This window comes from Pseudocitrobacter vendiensis (assembly GCF_943590815.1).
In the GTDB taxonomy this organism is placed as follows: domain Bacteria; phylum Pseudomonadota; class Gammaproteobacteria; order Enterobacterales; family Enterobacteriaceae; genus Pseudocitrobacter; species Pseudocitrobacter vendiensis.
In genome coordinates, this window is the sequence record NZ_CALSBS010000009.1 from 143,328 (window position 1) to 160,729 (window position 17,402).

The window sequence follows — 17,402 nt, forward strand, 5'->3', positions numbered from 1 at the left end:
TTTCTTCTCCGCTTTTCCGCTACAATTATCAACGATTTGAATCAATGAGAGGCGGTAATGCGTTATAAAAAGACAGGAATTCTGCTGGTAAACCTCGGTACTCCCGATGCGCCAACCACCGATGCGGTTAAACGCTATCTTCGGCAATTCCTCAGCGACCGACGCGTTGTCGATACCTCCCGCCTGTTATGGTGGCCGCTGTTACGCGGTGTGATCCTGCCTATCCGCTCACCGCGCGTGGCCAAACTCTATCAATCCGTGTGGATGGAAGAGGGCTCGCCGCTGATGGTGTATAGCCGCAGACAGCAAAAAGCACTGGCTGAACGTCTGCCAGACATGCCCGTTGCGCTGGGCATGAGCTATGGCACGCCGTCGCTGGAAAGCGCCGTTAATGATTTGCTGGCGCAGGATGTGGACCATATCGTGGTCCTGCCGCTGTACCCACAATACTCCTGCTCGACGGTCGCCGCCGTGTGGGATGAACTGGCGCGTATTCTGGGTAAAACCCGCGCCATTCCGGGCATCACGTTTATTCGCGATTACGCGACCGATCATGACTATATCAACGCGCTGGCAGGCACGGTGAAGGCCTCTTTTGCGCGCCACGGCGAACCGGATTTGTTGATGCTGTCCTATCACGGTATTCCGCAGCGCTACGCCAATGAAGGTGATGATTACCCGCAGCGCTGTCGCGATACCACGCGCGCGCTGGTTTCCGCGCTGGAAATCGACCCGGATAAAGTGATGATGACCTTCCAGTCGCGTTTTGGCCGTGAACCGTGGCTGACGCCCTATACGGATGAAACGCTGAAAATGCTGGGTGAGAAGGGCGTGAAACACATTCAGGTGATGTGCCCGGGCTTCTCCGCCGATTGTCTGGAGACGCTGGAAGAGATTGCGGTGCAAAACCGGGAAGTATTCCTTGAAGCCGGAGGGGTGAAATATGAATATATTCCGGCGCTGAACGATACCCCGGAACATATTGATATGATGCAGGCGCTGGTTACGCCGCACTGCTAGCGAGCATGCAGTTGTTCGACAAAGAAAGCTGCGCCGTCCCGCAACGCCTGGTCGGCGGTTTTCATCATCCGCGAATAGTGTAAGAACGCATGCAGCACGCCGGGATACATGACATAACGGCTGGTCTGCTGATGCGCTTGTAGCGTTTGATGCAGCAGACGGCTATCGTCAATCAGCGGATCGTATTCCGCCCCGGCGATAAAGCAGGGCGGCACGTCATGGGTGAGATCGTTATTGAACAGGCAGTACCACGGCGATTCTTTGTCCCGCTCATCCCGCAGATAAGCGTTTTCATAGCTCGCCAGATCCTCGCGTGTTAACCCATCCCAGCTTCCACCCATTAGCCGACGGCTTACCGAATCCTGTAAACCGTAGAGCCCGTACCACAACAGCGTGCTAATGACCTTCCCACAATGAATAGGGTGATCGCGTAGCCACAGGGCGCTGGCGAGCGCCAGCATTGCACCTGCAGAATCGCCCGCGAATCCGATGTTTTCCATATTGATGTGATACGCCGTGTCACGGCGCTGAAAAAACTGGCAGACAGAGACCGTCTCTTCAATCGCCTGCGGGAACCGGGCTTCCGGCGATAAGGTATAGTCGATACCAATTACCGTACAGCCAGTATATTTCGCCAGCAGACGCATGATGCGGTCGTGCGTGTCGAGATTGCCGAGAATAAAGCCGCCGCCGTGCAGATAAAACAGTGTCGCCGGGCTTTCTGGCTGCGGTGAGTAAATCCGCGTGGCTACGGTGCCGAACGGCGTGGGAACCACACATTCGACGGTGGCCATCTCGGGCGCGCCCTCGTTCCAGAATTGTCGTTCGCGCGTGTAGTAATCGCGCTGAATTTCAAGCGTTGCATCGGCGGGCCAGGGCGGCAGGTCGGGCCGCTCAAATTGCATGACCTGCTGCATTTCTTGTGAGATTTTCTCCAGTACGAGGATCTTATTTTCCGCTTTCATCACGCGCTCCTTAGTATTCTCGCGCTATTGTAGAGTTCCCAACGCGGGAAACTGCGATCCCGCAGGCCGATATTGAACGCTGACCCGCACGACGTTCGTCGCATGCGGCTGGTGGAATGTGCTACCATTTCCCGCTCGGCTATCCACCAGTAAACAGAATCATGAAATTTCCCGGTAAACGTAAATCAAAACACTATTTTCCCGTTAACGCCCGCGATCCGCTGTTAAAACAAATTCAGCCGGAAAGCGAAAATGGCGTCTCCTGGGTGGTCGGTATCGACCAAACCCTGGTGGATATCGAAGCCAAAGTCGATGACGCGTTTATCCAGCGCTACGGCCTGAGCGCCGGGCATTCGCTGGTGATTGAAGATGATGTGGCGGAGGCGCTGTATCAGGAGCTGGTGCAGAATAACCTCATCACCCATCAGTTTGCCGGGGGAACCATCGGCAATACGATGCACAACTATTCGGTGCTGGCGGACGACCGCTCGGTACTGCTCGGCGTGATGTGCCGCAATGTAGAAATTGGCGGTTACGCGTACCGCTATCTTTGCAATACCTCCAGCCGTACCGATCTTAACTATCTACAGGGTGTCGATGGCCCAATTGGCCGCTGCTTTACGCTGATTAGCGAATCCGGCGAACGCACCTTCGCAATTAGCCCTGGCCACATGAATCAGTTGCGCCCGGAAAGCATCCCGGAAGCCGTCATTGCCGGGGCCTCTGCGCTGGTGCTGACGTCTTACCTGGTGCGCTGCAAGCCTGGTGAGCCGATGAAAGACGCCACCATGCAGGCGATTGCCTACGCGAAGAAATATAACGTTCCGGTCGTCCTGACGCTGGGCACTAAGTATGTGATTGCCGATAACCCGCAGTGGTGGCAGGAATTTCTCAAAGAGCATGTCTCGATTCTGGCAATGAATGAAGAAGAGGGGCTGGCGCTAACCGGGTTGGATGACCCGCTGCTGGCGTCGGATAAAGCGCTGGACTGGGTGGATTTGGTGCTCTGTACCGCCGGGCCGGTGGGGCTTTACATGGCGGGCTTTACCGAAAACGAGGCAAAACGGAAAACCCAGCATCCGCTGTTGCCGGGAGCCATCGCCGAATTCAATCAGTATGAATTCAGCCGTGCGGTGCGTTTTAAAGATTGCCAGGACCCGCTACGAGTGTACTCGCACATCGCGCCATACATGGGCGGCCCGGAAAAGATCATGAATACCAACGGCGCGGGAGACGGCGCACTGGCGGCGCTGCTGCACGATATCACCGCCAATAACTACCATCGCAATAACGTGCCGAATTCCAGTAAGCACCAGCATCACTGGCTGACCTATTCGTCGCTGGCCCAGGTGTGTAAATATGCCAACCGGGTGAGTTATCAGGTGCTGAACCAGCATTCACCGCGCCTGACGCGCGGCCTGCCGGAAAGGGAAGATAGCCTCGAAGAGGCGTATTGGGAACGATAACGTTGTGTGTTGCCCGGTGGCGCTTCGCTTACCGGGCCTGGAACGCTTATGTGAGTTTGTAGGCCGGATAAGGCGCAGCCGCCATCCGGCACTCCGGTTTTAGCCTGTCACCGCCTCTTCAAGCGGCGGTTTCTCTAACAAGCCCAGCATGGTTTTCGCAATCTCACGCTCGCCCATCACCACCTGATTAGCGCCGCGTTCGCTGATATACGCCACTTCATCGTCATAATGCGCGCGGGCGATAATCTCAATCCCCGGGCATTTCTCGCGCGCGGTAGCGACAATCTCACCGGCTTCGTAGCCGTTCGGAATGGTCAGCAGCAGCCAGCGCGCGCAGTCCAGATGCGCCAGGTTCATGATTTCCTCGTTTGCGGCGTTGCCCAGCACCGCGCGAATACCACGTTCGCGCAGTTCATCAACGCGCGTACGTGAGGTTTCAATCACCACCAGCGGAATGCCCTGGGCCATCAGTTTCTCGCCGAGCAGGCTACCGACGCGCCCATAGCCGACCAGCAACGCATGATTACAGATATCCACCGGGATCTGCTTCTCGTCTTCAATGGCTTCTTCAAGCGTCTGCTCTTCAAGCGTCTCGGTTTTCTCGAGATATTTTTCCAGCAGCGTAAAGAGAATCGGGTTGAGCATAATCGACAGGATCGCCCCTGCCAGTACCAGGTTCTGCCCGGCCTGCGGAAGGAGATCCAGCGCCATGCCGAGCCCTGCCAGGATGAAGGCGAATTCACCAATCTGCGCCAGGCTGGTGGCGATGGTTAACGCGGTGCGCTGTGAGTGTCCGAACATACGCACCAGGAAGAACGCTGCTAACGACTTACCGAAGACGATAATGGCAAGCGTACCCAGAACTGCCAGCGGTTGTTCAATCAGAATCATCGGGTCAAACAGCATACCGACAGAGACGAAGAACAACACAGCGAATGCGTCGCGCAGTGGCAGCGTATCGTGGGCCGCGCGGTGGCTCAATTCAGACTCGTTCAGCACCATCCCGGCGAAGAATGCGCCGAGTGCGAAGGAGACATCAAACAGCTCAACCGCACCGAAGGCGATACCCAGCGCCAGCGCGAGTACAGAAAGGGTAAAGAGCTCACGAGAACCGGTAGCGGCGCTGCGGGAGAGGATCCACGGCACCAGGCGACGGCCTACCAGCATCATAATGGCGATAAAGGCGACCACTTTGCCGATGGTTATCGACATATCCAGCGCCAGCGAAGCCAGGCCAACGTTGCCTTTCTCCATCATGCCTGCGACGGCAGGCAGCAGAACCAGCGTTAACACCATCACCAGGTCTTCAACAATCAACCAGCCGATGGCGATTTGCCCGCGCTGGCTATCAATGAGTTGCCGTTCTTCCAGCGCGCGCAGTAGCACCACGGTACTGGCGGTAGAAAGACACAGACCGAACACGATACCGGTCATCAACGACCAGCCGAGCAACGACGAAAGCGCCATCCCCAGTAGTGTTGCTACTGCTATCTGTAAAATTGCACCGGGAATGGCGATGGCTTTTACCGCCATCAAATCTTTCAATGAGAAGTGCAGCCCGACGCCGAACATCAGCAGAATCACGCCCAGTTCCGCCAGTTCAGGTGCCAGTTGCGTATCGGCGACAAAACCCGGCGTGAATGGTCCGGCCAGGACGCCTGCTAATAAATAACCGACTAAAGGAGATATGCGTAATCTGTTGGCAATCATGCCAAGGAAAAATGCGAGAACAAGACCACCAACAATGGTGGTGATAAGCGGTGTGGCGTGATGCATTCCGTCTCCTTTCGTGTTGGTGCGTTGTTCCATTTTTGGCTCAGATGCGTGACATCATCCGGAAAACCAAAAAACCTTGTAATAGTTTATGACAAAATGGGTCATCATGTTTATGAATAAATGTTGAATTTTGATAAAAAAAGGAATTAATGATCGCAACAACCCCAAAAGTGGGATTGGCTGATGAATAGCAGGGGAAATGCCGCAGTGGCTGGGGAACTGCGCAGCCAAAGTTTGACTTTGGCTGCGTGAAAATTACTGTTTTTGTCGGTTATCAGGCAGGAATATGGTCAACATCCCCAGAAGTGGCAGGAAAGCACAGATTTTATAGACCAGTTCGATGCTGGTGTGGTCAGCAACCAGCCCCAGAACCGCAGCACCTAAGCCGCCCATGCCAAAGGCGAAACCGAAGAATAAACCGGAAACCATGCCAATTCGGCCAGGCAGAAGCTCCTGAGCATATACCAGAATCGCCGAAAATGCGGATGCGAGGATAAATCCAATGATCACCGTTAAAATCCCGGTCCATTCCAGCGAAGCGTAGGGTAAAACAAGGGTAAACGGTGCAACGCCGAGGATAGAGCCCCAAATAACATATTTACGCCCAATCTTATCGCCTACAGGCCCGCCAATCACGGTTCCCGCCGCGACCGCAAACAGGAAAGCAAAGAGGTGTATCTGCGCATTTTGGATGGATAAGCCAAACTTATGCATCAAATAAAAAGTGTAATAGCTGCTGATGCTCGCCATATAGAAGTATTTTGAAAAAATCAGCATCAGAAGTACGCAAACGGCCAGAATCACCTTGTTACGCGGTAGCGGATTAATAATCGCGGCTTTAGGTTTACCTTTATTAATGCGGTGCTGTGCGGCATACCAGCGGCTAATTTGCGCCAGCACAATAATTGCCAGCAGCGCTGCCAGCACGAACCAGGCGACGTTGCCTTTACCGTACGGGGCAATGATCACCGCCGCCAGCAGTGGCCCTAAAGAGCTACCAAAGTTGCCACCGACCTGGAAAATTGACTGCGCCAGGCCATGACGCCCACCGGACGCCATACGTGCCACACGTGAAGATTCCGGGTGGAAAACCGACGACCCGGTACCGACCAGCGCAGCGGCCAGCAAAACGGTATAGAAACTGCCCGCCAGCGCCAGCAGAATCAGACCGCTTAGGGTAAAGCACATGCCGATAGGCAGCGACCACGGCATCGGGCGCTTATCGGTCACGTAGCCGACCACCGGTTGAAGCAGCGAGGAGGCGAGCTGGAAGGTGAGGGTAATCATCCCGATCTGTACGAAACTGAGTGAGAAGTCAGCCTGTAGCAGCGGGTAGATAGCCAGAATTAACGACTGAATCATGTCATTAAGCAGGTGAGAGAGGCTGATGGCCCCGAGAATTTTAAACGACGTGCGTGCCTGTTGCTGGGGCGCAGAGGAGCCGGACAGCCCAGGGCTGGTTTCACTGATTGCCATAGATTCCACTTATATTTGATGGTGCGATGTCGGAGATAATCGATGTTGTAATAGTTATCAGCCTAAGATACCTGTCTGCGACGTATGAAGGAAGCCTCATTTCTAAAATGAAATTCGACTATTCTTTCAGAGCGTTGTAATTTCGGCACTTGTCATTCAATCAGGGAGTGGATCATGAAATTTGTTCGACGGGGCATAGCGCTGGCGATGCTGGCCGCGCTGTCTTTGGCAAGCACAGGCGTTCAGGCCTGGGAAAAAGATAAAACCTATAAAATCACAATATTACATACTAACGATCATCATGGTCACTTCTGGCGCAGCGAATATGGCGAGTACGGTTTAGCCGCGCAAAAAACGCTGGTGGACGGCATTCGCAAAGAAGTTGCCGCGGAAGGGGGAAGCGTGCTTTTGCTCTCCGGCGGCGATATTAATACTGGCGTGCCGGAGTCGGATTTACAGGACGCAGAGCCCGATTTTCGTGGCATGAATCTGGTGGGTTATGACGCGATGGCGGTCGGTAACCATGAGTTTGATAACCCGATGAGCGTGCTGCGCCAGCAGGAAAAGTGGGCGAAGTTCCCGTTCCTGTCGGCCAACATTTATCAAAAGAGCACTGGCGAACGTCTGTTTAAACCGTGGGCAATATTTAAGCGCCAGGATCTCAAAATCGCCGTGCTTGGCCTGACGACCGACGATACTGCCCGTATCGGCAACCCGGAAAACTTTACGGATATTGAGTTCCGTAAGCCTGCCGAAGAAGCGAAGCTGGTGATTCAGGAACTTCAGATGAATGAAAAACCTGATTTTATTATCGCCGCCACGCATATGGGCCACTACGACAACGGTAATCACGGTTCTAACGCGCCGGGCGATGTCGAGATGGCGCGCAGCCTGCCTGCCGGGGCGCTGGCGATGATTGTGGGTGGTCACTCACAAGATCCGGTTTGCATGGCGTCGGAGAATAAAAAGCAGGTCGACTATGTGCCGGGTACGCCATGTGCGCCGGATAAACAGAACGGCATCTGGATTGTGCAGGCGCACGAGTGGGGTAAATACGTTGGGCGTGCTGATTTTGAGTTCCGCAATGGCGAGCTCAAGCTGGTGCATTATCAGCTCATCCCGGTGAATCTGAAGAAGAAAGTGACTTACGATAACGGGCAAAGTGAGCGCGTACTTTACACGCCGCAAATCCCGGAAAGCGCGCAGATGCTCTCGCTGCTGAGCCCGTTCCAGAATAAAGGCAAAGCGCAGCTCGGCGTCAAAATTGGTACGGTGAATGGTCATCTGGAAGGCGACCGCAGTAGAGTCCGTTTTGTGCAGACCAACCTGGCGCGCGTGATTCTCGCGGCGCAAATGGCGCGTACCGGTGCTGATTTCGCGGTGATGAGCGGCGGCGGTATTCGTGATTCTATCGAGGCAGGAGATATCACCTATAAAAGCGTGCTGAAAGTTCAACCGTTCGGCAACGTGGTGGTTTACGCCGACATGACTGGCAAAGAGGTGACGGATTACCTCACCGCCGTAGCGCAGAAAAAGCCCGATTCTGGCGCCTATCCGCAGTTTGCCAACGTCAGTTTTGTGGCAAAAGACGGCAAGCTGACAGACCTTAAAATCAAAGGCGAACCGATTGACCCTGCGAAAAACTACCGACTGGCGACGCTCAGTTTCAATGCCAGCGGCGGTGATGGTTATCCGCAGATTGATAAATTACCGGGCTATGTGAACACCGGTTTTATTGATGCGGAAGTGCTGAAGCAGTTTATCGAGCAGAACTCACCAATCGATGTGAATGCTTACGAACCGAAAGGGGAAGTGAGCTGGGAATAGGGGCCCTCACCCTAACCCTCTCCCGCAGGGCGAGGGGACGGATTGTGCTCAATGCAAATACGAACTCGGTTTTCTCCCTCTCCCTGCGGGAGAGGGCCGGGGTGAGGGGGAAGACTAGCACTCAATCCCTGCGCGCAATATCCGCGAATTTCGCATCAAGAATTTTCGCCAGATCGCTCGCGGCGAGTTCAATATCCAGCCCGCGCTTGCCGCCTGAAACATAGATAGTGGCAAAATCCTGTGCGGGTGCGTCAATTACCGTCGGCAGGCGTTTTTTCTGCCCCAGCGGACTAATACCGCCAACCAGATACCCGGTTGTACGCTGCGCCACCATCGGGTCGGCCATATCGACTTTCTTCGCGCCCAGCGCCTTTGCCACTTTTTTCAAATCAAGCTGCCCGGCCACCGGCGTTACCGCCACGGCCAGATGTTTCATATCGCCATTTACGGCGACCAGTAACGTTTTGTAGACCTGGTCCGCATTCAGACCCAGTTTGCGCACCACTTCGTCACCAAAGTTGGTTTCGCTCGGATCGTGATCGTAGGCGTGAGTCTGAAAAGAAATTTTGTTTTTTTCGAGTAACTTAACGGCGGGAGTCATAATCATCCTTTCTTACTACTGAACAGACATGCCCTAAGCATACGCCTCTGGGCTGGCTAAAAAATAGTATTATCTTGCGCAATAGTAATGGAAGTGATGATGACTTTGAGCGACAATCAAAGGATCCGGAGTGCGAACTTCGGGATAATAATAATGATGAAATTCCTCTTTGACGGGCCAATAGAGATATTGGCCATTTTTTTATTTCAACATCTGCGCCAGGTTGCCTTCGCCATACAGATGCAGCGCGCCAACTGCCACCACATAGCGGCCCGGCGGCAGCGCCAGCAGCGTATCGCGCCACGCCTGATTACGCTGCACCATCAACACATCATACAGCGACTGGCTAAAGGTATTCGGCAGCGGTGAATTTCTGTCGATCGGCGGCTGTTCCAGCCACCAGCCAATCATGACCTGCAATAATCGCGCATTGGTATGCCAGTGAGTGAGGGTGTCTTCCAGCAGCGCCAGCCCGTCATCCGGCAGTTGCAACAACAGTTCAATCTGACTTGATGCGCCTTCCAGCTCCTGAACAGGAAGGGAAGCCTGCCGCGCTGCCTGCAGGAGTTGATAATCAATCCCGTAATCCGGGCGCAGACCCAGCTTTTGCGCCTGTGTCGCCTGCATTACCATCGCAATTTGCCACAGTGGCTGGGTATCGAAACGCGCAAGCGGTAAGCCTTGTTCATCGGCCAGTTTTTCCAGCGCGGCAAGCTGCGTCGCCGTCAGGCGTTCGGCAAGGGGAGCACAAAGAGGAAGATTGTCGAAAGGCGCTTCATTACCGGAAATATCGGCCTCAACGATCAGCGCATCGGCCTGCTGTAGCTTCTTGACCAGCTTCGGCGGCAGCGGCGACATATCGCGCGTACCCATATGAATGCTGCCGACCAGGTGAAGCTCACGACCGCCGGGCAGGGAGATATCGATGGCGGGCCAGCTATAAGGGGCGCCTCGCAGCGCGTGCCACAAGCGTTTTAGTTGATTTAACAGACCCATACGCGCTCCCTTTGAGAAAGGTTCATGCTAGCGCGCCCGTCGTAAAGGTGCAAATCTCCCTCCTGAAACGGCATCAGGAGGGAGCAGGGATCATGCCTTCGGTTTAAACCGCAGCAATCTGTTCGCGTTGCTCACAACCGTGATGGAAGAGAGCGCCATTGCCGCACCAGCAACCACCGGGTTGAGTAACGTACCCGTTATCGGCCAGAGAATACCGGCGGCGATAGGGATACCCAGCGAGTTGTAAATAAACGCACCCAGCAGGTTCTGCTTCATATTGCGCAGCGTGGCGCGGGAAATCGCCAGCGCATCCGCGACGCCCATCAGGCTGTGACGCATCAGGGTGATGGCCGCCGTTTCAATCGCCACATCACTGCCGCCACCCATGGCGATACCGACTTCAGCCTGCGCCAGCGCCGGCGCATCATTGATGCCGTCGCCGACCATCGCCACTTTTTGCCCCTGACGTTGCAGATTTTTAATGGCTTCGGCTTTGCCATCCGGCAGTACGCCTGCGATCACTTCATCAATACCCGCTTCTTTGGCGATGGCATTGGCGGTGGTTGGGTTATCGCCGGTCAACATCACCAGACGATAGCCTTCACGATGCAGGCGCTCCAGCGCCGCCACGCTGTCAGCACGCAATGGATCACGGATGGCGAACAACGCAGCGGCTTTACCGTCGACTGCCAGTAGCACCGGCGTGGCGCCCCGTGAAGCCTGCGCATTGATTTCGTTTTCCAGTTCCGCGGTTGAGATATTCTGTTCGTTGAGCAGTGCCTGGTTACCCAGCAGCAGCGTTCTACCCTCTGTCTCACCGCTCACGCCCAGCCCGCGCAGGGTGCGGAAGGCGTTGACCTGCGGCAACGTAGCATCGCCCGCTTTTTCCAGAATCGCTCGCGCTAATGGGTGGCTTGAACCTTGCTCCAGCGCGGCGGCAAGACGTAGCGCCTGCGCTTCTTCTACACCTGAGAAGGTCCTCACTGCCACAACCTGTGGCTTACCCTCCGTCAGCGTGCCGGTTTTATCAAACACCAGCGTGGTCAGTTCGCTTGCACGTTGCAGCGCGTCGGCATCACGCACCAGCACGCCGTACTCCGCGGCACGACCCACGCCAGAAATAATCGACATCGGTGTAGCCAGGCCGAGGGCACAGGGGCAGGCGATAATCAGTACGGTGGTGGCGATCACCAGGGTATAGACAATCTGCGGCGCCGGGCCAAAGAAATACCAGATGGCGGCGCTGAACAGCGCGATGGCGACCACGGCAGGCACGAACACCGCCGAGATTTTATCCGCCAGTTGGCCGATTTCAGGTTTACTGCTTTGCGCCTGACGCACCATTTTAATAATACGTGAGAGCGTCGTATGGCTACCTACCGCACTGGCACGGAACAAAACAGAACCGTCCTGTACCACCGTCCCGGCGTGAATAGCATCGCCATTGCTTTTTTCCTGCGGCACCGGTTCACCGGTGAGCATCGCTTCGTCAAACCAGGCTTCGCCCTGGGTGATTTCGCCATCGACCGGCACGCGGTCGCCGGTCGTCAGGCGCAGCGTCATACCCGGCAGAACCTCGGCCAGCGGCACGGTTTTTTCGCCGTTTTCGGTCACCACGCGGGCAGACGGTGGCGTCAAATCAAGCAGTTTCTCCAGCGCTTTAGATGAACGCTGACGGGCGCGTGCTTCCAGCATATGGCCGAGGTTAATCAGACCGATGATCATCGCGCTGGCTTCATAATAGAGATGACGCGCTTCCATCGGGAACCACTGCGGCCACAGGTTGACGCTCATCGAGTAGAGCCACGCAACGCCAGTACCCAGTGCCACCAGCGTGTCCATCGTCGCGGTGCCGTTTTTCAGGCTTTTCCATGCACTGCTGTAGAAGTGCCCGCCGGCGAAGACCATTACGGCCAGCGTCACCAGGCCGATGACAAGCCACAGCGAACGGTTGGCGTCGGTCACCATCATGTTGTCGCCAATCATTCCCCAGACCATCACCGGGATACCGACCAACAGCGCGACAATCGCCTGCCAGCGGAAGCGCTTCATGGTGGCGAGCGCGGTTTCCTGCTGGCGCTCACGACGTTTCAAGTCGTCTTCAATCGCTTCCGCGCCGTAGCCTGCTTTCTCTACAGCGTGGACTAAATCAGTAGCGGAGGCGCTGCCCATCACAAGCGCAGTGCGCTCCGCAAGGTTTACCCGTGCCTGTGCGACGCCCGGTACCGCCTGAAGGGCTTTTTGCACGCGAGAGACGCAGCTGGCGCAGCTCATTCCGTTGATCAGCAACTGCTGGCTGTCATCCAGATCCTGGGCTGCCGGAAGCTCAGGGGTGACCGCTGTCAGTGCTTCCGACGGGGTTACTGCTTCCGCCAGCGGTTTAGCCTTTGGGTGGCTTAACTCTGCACCATAACCCGCTTCAATAATGGTTTCGATCAGCGCTTCCGCGCTGGCGCTACCGGTAACGTGGGCCTCAGTAATGGTGACATCAGCCTGTTCCACATCAGGACGTTTTTCCAGGCTCTCTTTAACACGTTTAACGCAGTGGCCGCAGGAGAGGCCATCAAGCGTCAGGTCGATAGTAGTGGACATAAAAACTCCTTCTCTATGCGCTGTCCGGAAGTGGACGGCATCATCGTCATTTGACTGTTATTAAGGTTAAACCTTCCCGCAAGGGGAAGGTCAAGCATTCTGTTTGTGATAAAAAAGTTGTCTCTGCAGGGTATTAATTTAGAATTCTTTTTTTTATATCAGAACGACGAAACGTGAACTCATACTCTGAACTTAAAGAATGCATTCGCCTTGAGGTGATTGGTCGCGATAAGGCTTTCTCATGGCGCAAGGCTCTGTTCCGCACCCGGCGTAATCATAAGAAGTACTTCCTGTTCTGGTGGCGAATTGCGTCCTGGTTGTATGGGCAGGAGAGTCGATTTAAAAAACGCATAGCCCGTCGAATTGAGCATCGCCTGAAGCAGCATCACCCGGTTGATATTTCTTTATCGTGCAAAATCGGTAAGGGCCTGAATATTGCTCATTTGAATGGCATTGTCATCACGGATAACTGTGTCATTGGCGAGTACGCTGACATCAAGCAAGGTATTACGATCGGCCTGCGTACCGATAGCGCTGACGCAATGATTATCATTGGTAATCATGTGGATATTGGGTGTAATGCAACCATTCTTGGCGGGAAAGTCACGATTGGCGATAACGTGACAATCGGGGCGCACTCACTGGTACTGACTGATATTCCAGCTGATACAGTGTATAAGAACAAGATAACACCAGTAATGACACCTAAAACCGTCTCTCGTTAACTCTCCCGTACCGACTCTACGACAGAGGCATTTCAAAGCATCAATCCATTTTGGGTCCCCTTCAGAGGACATGTGAATTTTGTGCTATTGATGGCATTAATTAATCGTCGATCAATTAAGCAATCTATCCAGGTTATACTAGGGCGATCGGTCACCCTCTATACGGAGAAGAGCATGAACATCAGTGATGTTGCCAAAAAAACCGGCTTAACCAGTAAAGCGATTCGCTTTTATGAAGAGAAGGGATTGGTGACGCCGCCGCTGCGTAGCGAGAACGGTTACCGTAGTTACACGCAAAAACATATTGATGAATTTACGCTGTTACGTCAGGCCCGGCAGGTAGGATTTAATCTGGAAGAGTGCGGCGAGTTGGTAACGCTTTTCAATGACCCGAAACGGCACAGCGCGGATGTGAAAGCGCATACCCTGCAAAAAGTCGCTGAAATTGAAAAACATATCAGCGACTTGCAAGCAATGCGCGATCAGCTTCTGGCGCTGGCGGCGTCATGCCCCGGTGATGATGGCGTGGATTGCCCGATAATCGATCACCTTTCGGGCTGTTGCCAGCATAAAAAGCAGGCTTAACGTTTTGCCTGTTCAGAGAGACGAACGCGCAGCGTAATGCCCTCTACTGCGATAACTTCAACTTTTGACCCCGCAGGAAAATCGTCATCAGCAATAACCGGCCAGGCGCTATCGCCAACCCGTACTTGCCCACGCCCGTTAACCAGGGGGTTATCGAGGGTAAAACGCTGCCCCACAAGTTGTTGCCCACGTTGATTAAGCTGACTGTCTGCGGGTTTCTGCTCCTTGACCTGGCGCGCCAGCCATTTTGACCACAGCCACGCTGCCAGCAGCGTCAGGATACAGAATATGACCGCCTGCCACTCCCAACTGACGGGCAGAACCCAGGTCAGCAGGCCGGTGATCACCCCGGCAACGCCGCTCCACAGCAGATAACCGTTGCCGCCCAGCATCTCGGCGGCCAGCAACAGGCCGCCCAGGCTTAACCAGAAAATATGTGGATGAGCCAGAATCATCTCGACCATTATTTTTTCCGTTCGTTGGCGCTGTCTTTGATAAGTTCAGCCACGCCTGCAATAGAGCCCATCAGGCTGCTGGCTTCCAGCGGCATCATGACCACTTTGCTGTTACTGGATGTCCCGATCTGTTGCAGCGCTTCGGTATATTTTTGTGCAACGAAGTAGTTCACCGCCTGAATATCACCGGCGGCAATAGCTTCTGACACCATTTTGGTTGCGCGCGCTTCTGCTTCTGCGGAACGTTCACGGGCTTCCGCCTCAAGGAAGGCCGACTGACGTTCACCTTCCGCCTTGAGGATCTTCGACTGCTTTTCCCCTTCAGCTTTGACAATCTCGGCCTGGCGAATACCTTCGGCTTCGAGGATATAGGCGCGTTTTGTACGTTCGGCTTTCATCTGGGCGTTCATCGACGCAATCAGTTCTGCGGGCGGGCGGACATCGCGAATTTCAATACGGGTGACTTTAATGCCCCATGGATTGGTGGCTTCATCAACGATATGCAGCAGACGGGTGTTGATGCTGTCGCGCTGGGAGAGCATTTCATCAAGCTCCATAGAACCCAGCACGGTACGAATATTGGTCATCGTCAGGTTAATGATCGCCAGTTCCAGGTTACTCACCTCATAGGCAGCCTTTGGCGCATCAATGACCTGAATAAAACAGACGGCGTCGATGGTAACGTTGGCGTTATCTTTGGAGATAACTTCCTGAGATGGAATATCTAAAACCTGCTCCATCATGTTGATCTTACGGCCAATCCTGTCCATGAAGGGCACGACAAGGCTAAGTCCAGGCTGAAGCGTATTGGTGTAGCGACCAAAACGTTCGACCGTCCATTGATAACCCTGGGGAACGATTTTGACGCCAGCGGCAACCACCACCAGTACGACAAAAATCAAGATAGGGATAAATATCAGCATGAAACCTCCTGTTATACCGTCCTTTTATATAAGCGGTATGATGCCTTTGATGACGTTAAGTATATCGCTTACTGTAACGAAATTCGCCTGCCAGATTTCGATACTACTGCAATTTTTGCTGCTCATTCAGAATGTCACGCCATATCATCTATAAATAATTTTTTTTTTGCGCAACGTGTCTGTTCCCCTCCGCAAAATAGCCGATATTGCGGGAAATTCCTGGGCCTGACATTCCACCATTCGTGAGGCAGGTGCTGAACAACGAGCCAGCACGCCAGAAGTCTATCTTGAGCAACCGGAGTACTGGAAAGGCTATCAGCTCACAGAACATAGGGTTAATAAATATGTTCTGGAATACTTAAAAGAGAACTTTCCTGACGGTAGAGAATAAGCGTTACGCAGAGTATTAAAAAGGGGGAGGCGATATGGTCGATGAGCCCCGTTTTTAAGGCCTTATGAGAATTAGATAATTTTCGATTAACTCTTTATGCGGAAATATCGTTACACTATGTCCATCAGTCCGGAACAGGAGTTTCAAATAATCATGATGGAAAGCAACGCGATTCTGCAATTAACTGGTGTGGGTTATCGCATCGGTGAGCGGCAGGTGCTAAAGGATATCAATTTCAGTATTGCGCCGGGTGAGTTTAAGCTGATAACCGGCCCTTCGGGCTGCGGTAAAAGTACATTATTAAAAATCATCGCCTCGCTATTGAGCCCGAGTGAAGGGACGATACAGTTTAAAGGCCAGGATTACACCACTCTGTCGCCTGAGCAGTACCGCCAGCAGGTTTCCTATTGCGCGCAAACGCCTGCCTTGTTTGGCGAAACGGTCTATGACAACCTGATTTTCCCCTGGCAGATTCGTGATAAACGCACAGAGCCGGACACCTTTCTGGGGTTTCTGACGCGGTTTGGCTTACCGGAAGAAACATTGTCGAAATCAATCAACGATCTTTCTGGCGGCGAAAAACAGCGTATTTCCCTGATCCGCAACCTACAATTTTTGCCGGACGTTTTATTACTGGATGAAATTACCAGCGCGCTTGACGAAGAAAATAAGCATAACGTGAACGATATTATTCATCGCTATGTTCGGGAGAAAAATATCGCCGTGCTGTGGGTCACCCACGATAAAGATGAAATAGAACATGCGGATGATGTCATTACATTACCGCTCTCGGGACAGGATATGCAGGAGGCCGCCCATGAATGAGCATGCCATAACCAATGAGTCACTGGCGCTGTCAATGGTATTAGTGCTGGTGGCCATAGTGGTGAGCTATCGGGAAAAGCTGGCGCTGGAAAAAGATATTATCTGGAGCATTTGCCGGGCGATTGTTCAGCTTATTATTGTCGGCTATGTGCTGAAATATATATTCAATGTTAACCACGCGATTCTGACGCTGCTGATGGTGCTGTTTATCTGCTTTAACGCAGCTTACAACGCGCAAAAGCGCAGTAAATACATTAGTAAAGCGTTTGTCTCATCGTTTATTGCCATCACCACCGGGGCCGGATTAACGCTGGTCGTACTGGTCTTTTCAGGCTCGATTGAGTTTACGCCGATGCAGGTGATCCCTATTTCCGGGATGATTGCCGGCAATGCGATGGTGGCGGTGGGATTGTGTTACAACAATCTTGGGCAGCGCTTTAGCGCGGAACAGCAGCAGATTCAGGAGAAACTCAGCCTGGGCGCGACGCCTAAAATGGCCTCTGCGCGGCTCATTCGCGAAAGCATTCGTGCGTCGCTCATCCCTACGGTGGATTCGGCGAAAACCGTCGGACTGGTGAGTTTACCGGGGATGATGTCAGGTCTGATCTTTGCGGGGATTGACCCGGTAAAAGCGATTAAGTACCAGATAATGGTGACGTTTATGCTGCTTTCCACTGCCAGTCTGTCGACGATTATTGCCTGCTATCTCACGTACCGGAAATTCTACAATTCACGCCATCAACTGGTGGTGTCGCAGTTGAAGAAGATGTGAAAAAAAG

15 protein-coding genes and 1 pseudogene are annotated in these 17,402 nt (G+C 53.6%); 8 read left to right on the top strand and 8 right to left on the bottom strand.

Translation table 11 applies throughout. The features are described from left to right. Window positions 1-57 precede the first annotated feature (57 nt). Window positions 58-1,020: a ferrochelatase gene (gene hemH / locus NMC31_RS12140; protein ID WP_253898067.1), complete on the top strand. Its 963-nt coding sequence runs from the start codon at window positions 58-60 to the stop codon at window positions 1,018-1,020. Here the strand turns inward: hemH and aes are convergent. Continuing rightward, window positions 1,017-1,985 carry an acetyl esterase gene (aes, locus tag NMC31_RS12145; protein WP_253898068.1) on the bottom strand — a complete coding sequence of 323 codons (969 nt, stop codon included), beginning with the start codon at window positions 1,983-1,985 and terminating at the stop codon, window positions 1,017-1,019. The genes hemH and aes overlap by 4 nt on opposite strands. A 161-nt stretch (window positions 1,986-2,146) precedes the next feature. On the opposite strand from aes, the gene NMC31_RS12150 reads away from it, so the two are divergent. Next, window positions 2,147-3,451: an inosine/guanosine kinase gene (locus NMC31_RS12150; protein WP_149462092.1), complete on the top strand. Its 1,305-nt coding sequence runs from the start codon at window positions 2,147-2,149 to the stop codon at window positions 3,449-3,451. A 99-nt stretch (window positions 3,452-3,550) separates the two neighbouring features. On the opposite strand, the gene ybaL is transcribed toward NMC31_RS12150, so the two are convergent. Both ybaL and NMC31_RS12160 read right to left on the bottom strand, forming a co-directional pair. Continuing rightward, complete coding sequence (ybaL, locus tag NMC31_RS12155) at window positions 3,551-5,227, bottom strand: YbaL family putative K(+) efflux transporter (RefSeq protein WP_149462091.1); 1,677 nt, start codon at window positions 5,225-5,227, stop codon at window positions 3,551-3,553. A 255-nt stretch (window positions 5,228-5,482) separates the two neighbouring features. Next, the gene (locus NMC31_RS12160) at window positions 5,483-6,703 is read right to left on the bottom strand and encodes an MFS transporter (protein ID WP_253898069.1); all 1,221 of its coding nucleotides are present in this window, start codon (window positions 6,701-6,703) and stop codon (window positions 5,483-5,485) included. A 174-nt stretch (window positions 6,704-6,877) separates the two neighbouring features. Here NMC31_RS12160 and ushA point away from each other — a divergent pair, with 174 nt between their 5' ends. Continuing rightward, entirely contained in the window at window positions 6,878-8,530 is a 1,653-nt protein-coding gene (gene ushA, locus NMC31_RS12165; RefSeq protein ID WP_253898070.1) for a bifunctional UDP-sugar hydrolase/5'-nucleotidase UshA, read from the top strand. 121 nt (window positions 8,531-8,651) lie between these two features. On the opposite strand, the gene ybaK is transcribed toward ushA, so the two are convergent. The 3 genes from ybaK to copA all read right to left on the bottom strand — a co-directional run bounded on the left by ybaK (window position 8,652) and on the right by copA (window position 12,719). After that, window positions 8,652-9,131: a Cys-tRNA(Pro)/Cys-tRNA(Cys) deacylase YbaK gene (gene ybaK / locus NMC31_RS12170; protein WP_149462088.1), complete on the bottom strand. Its 480-nt coding sequence runs from the start codon at window positions 9,129-9,131 to the stop codon at window positions 8,652-8,654. Window positions 9,132-9,332: 201 nt separating this feature from the next. Next, window positions 9,333-10,127: a TraB/GumN family protein gene (locus NMC31_RS12175; protein ID WP_253898071.1), complete on the bottom strand. Its 795-nt coding sequence runs from the start codon at window positions 10,125-10,127 to the stop codon at window positions 9,333-9,335. Window positions 10,128-10,217: 90 nt separating this feature from the next. Further along, window positions 10,218-12,719 (bottom strand): copper-exporting P-type ATPase CopA, encoded by a 2,502-nt coding sequence (gene copA, locus NMC31_RS12180; RefSeq protein ID WP_253898072.1) that lies wholly within the window; start codon window positions 12,717-12,719, stop codon window positions 10,218-10,220. A 173-nt stretch (window positions 12,720-12,892) separates the two neighbouring features. On the opposite strand from copA, the gene NMC31_RS12185 reads away from it, so the two are divergent. Continuing rightward, window positions 12,893-13,444: a serine acetyltransferase gene (locus tag NMC31_RS12185; RefSeq protein WP_253898073.1), complete on the top strand. Its 552-nt coding sequence runs from the start codon at window positions 12,893-12,895 to the stop codon at window positions 13,442-13,444. Between the two features lie 174 nt (window positions 13,445-13,618). Continuing rightward, entirely contained in the window at window positions 13,619-14,029 is a 411-nt protein-coding gene (cueR, locus tag NMC31_RS12190; RefSeq protein ID WP_015965507.1) for a Cu(I)-responsive transcriptional regulator, read from the top strand. On the opposite strand, the gene NMC31_RS12195 is transcribed toward cueR, so the two are convergent. Together NMC31_RS12195 and NMC31_RS12200 are read right to left on the bottom strand one after the other, a co-directional pair. Next, complete coding sequence (locus tag NMC31_RS12195; protein WP_149462084.1) at window positions 14,026-14,493, bottom strand: NfeD family protein; 468 nt, start codon at window positions 14,491-14,493, stop codon at window positions 14,026-14,028. The two genes, cueR and NMC31_RS12195, sit on opposite strands and share 4 nt — an antisense overlap. Then, entirely contained in the window at window positions 14,493-15,407 is a 915-nt protein-coding gene (locus tag NMC31_RS12200; protein WP_253898074.1) for an SPFH domain-containing protein, read from the bottom strand. Before NMC31_RS12200 ends, NMC31_RS12195 begins: the two co-directional genes overlap by 1 nt. Window positions 15,408-15,681: 274 nt before the next feature. Here NMC31_RS12200 and NMC31_RS12205 point away from each other — a divergent pair. The 3 genes and pseudogenes from NMC31_RS12205 to fetB form a co-directional block, all read left to right on the top strand. After that, window positions 15,682-15,798: pseudogene (locus NMC31_RS12205) on the top strand (hypothetical protein); the annotation flags it as partial. 153 nt (window positions 15,799-15,951) lie between these two features. Beyond that, window positions 15,952-16,623 (top strand): iron efflux ABC transporter ATP-binding subunit FetA, encoded by a 672-nt coding sequence (fetA, locus tag NMC31_RS12210; RefSeq protein ID WP_253898075.1) that lies wholly within the window; start codon window positions 15,952-15,954, stop codon window positions 16,621-16,623. Then, window positions 16,616-17,395: an iron efflux ABC transporter permease subunit FetB gene (gene fetB, locus NMC31_RS12215; protein WP_253898076.1), complete on the top strand. Its 780-nt coding sequence runs from the start codon at window positions 16,616-16,618 to the stop codon at window positions 17,393-17,395. The genes fetA and fetB overlap by 8 nt, the downstream gene beginning before the upstream one ends. Window positions 17,396-17,402: the final 7 nt, after the last annotated feature.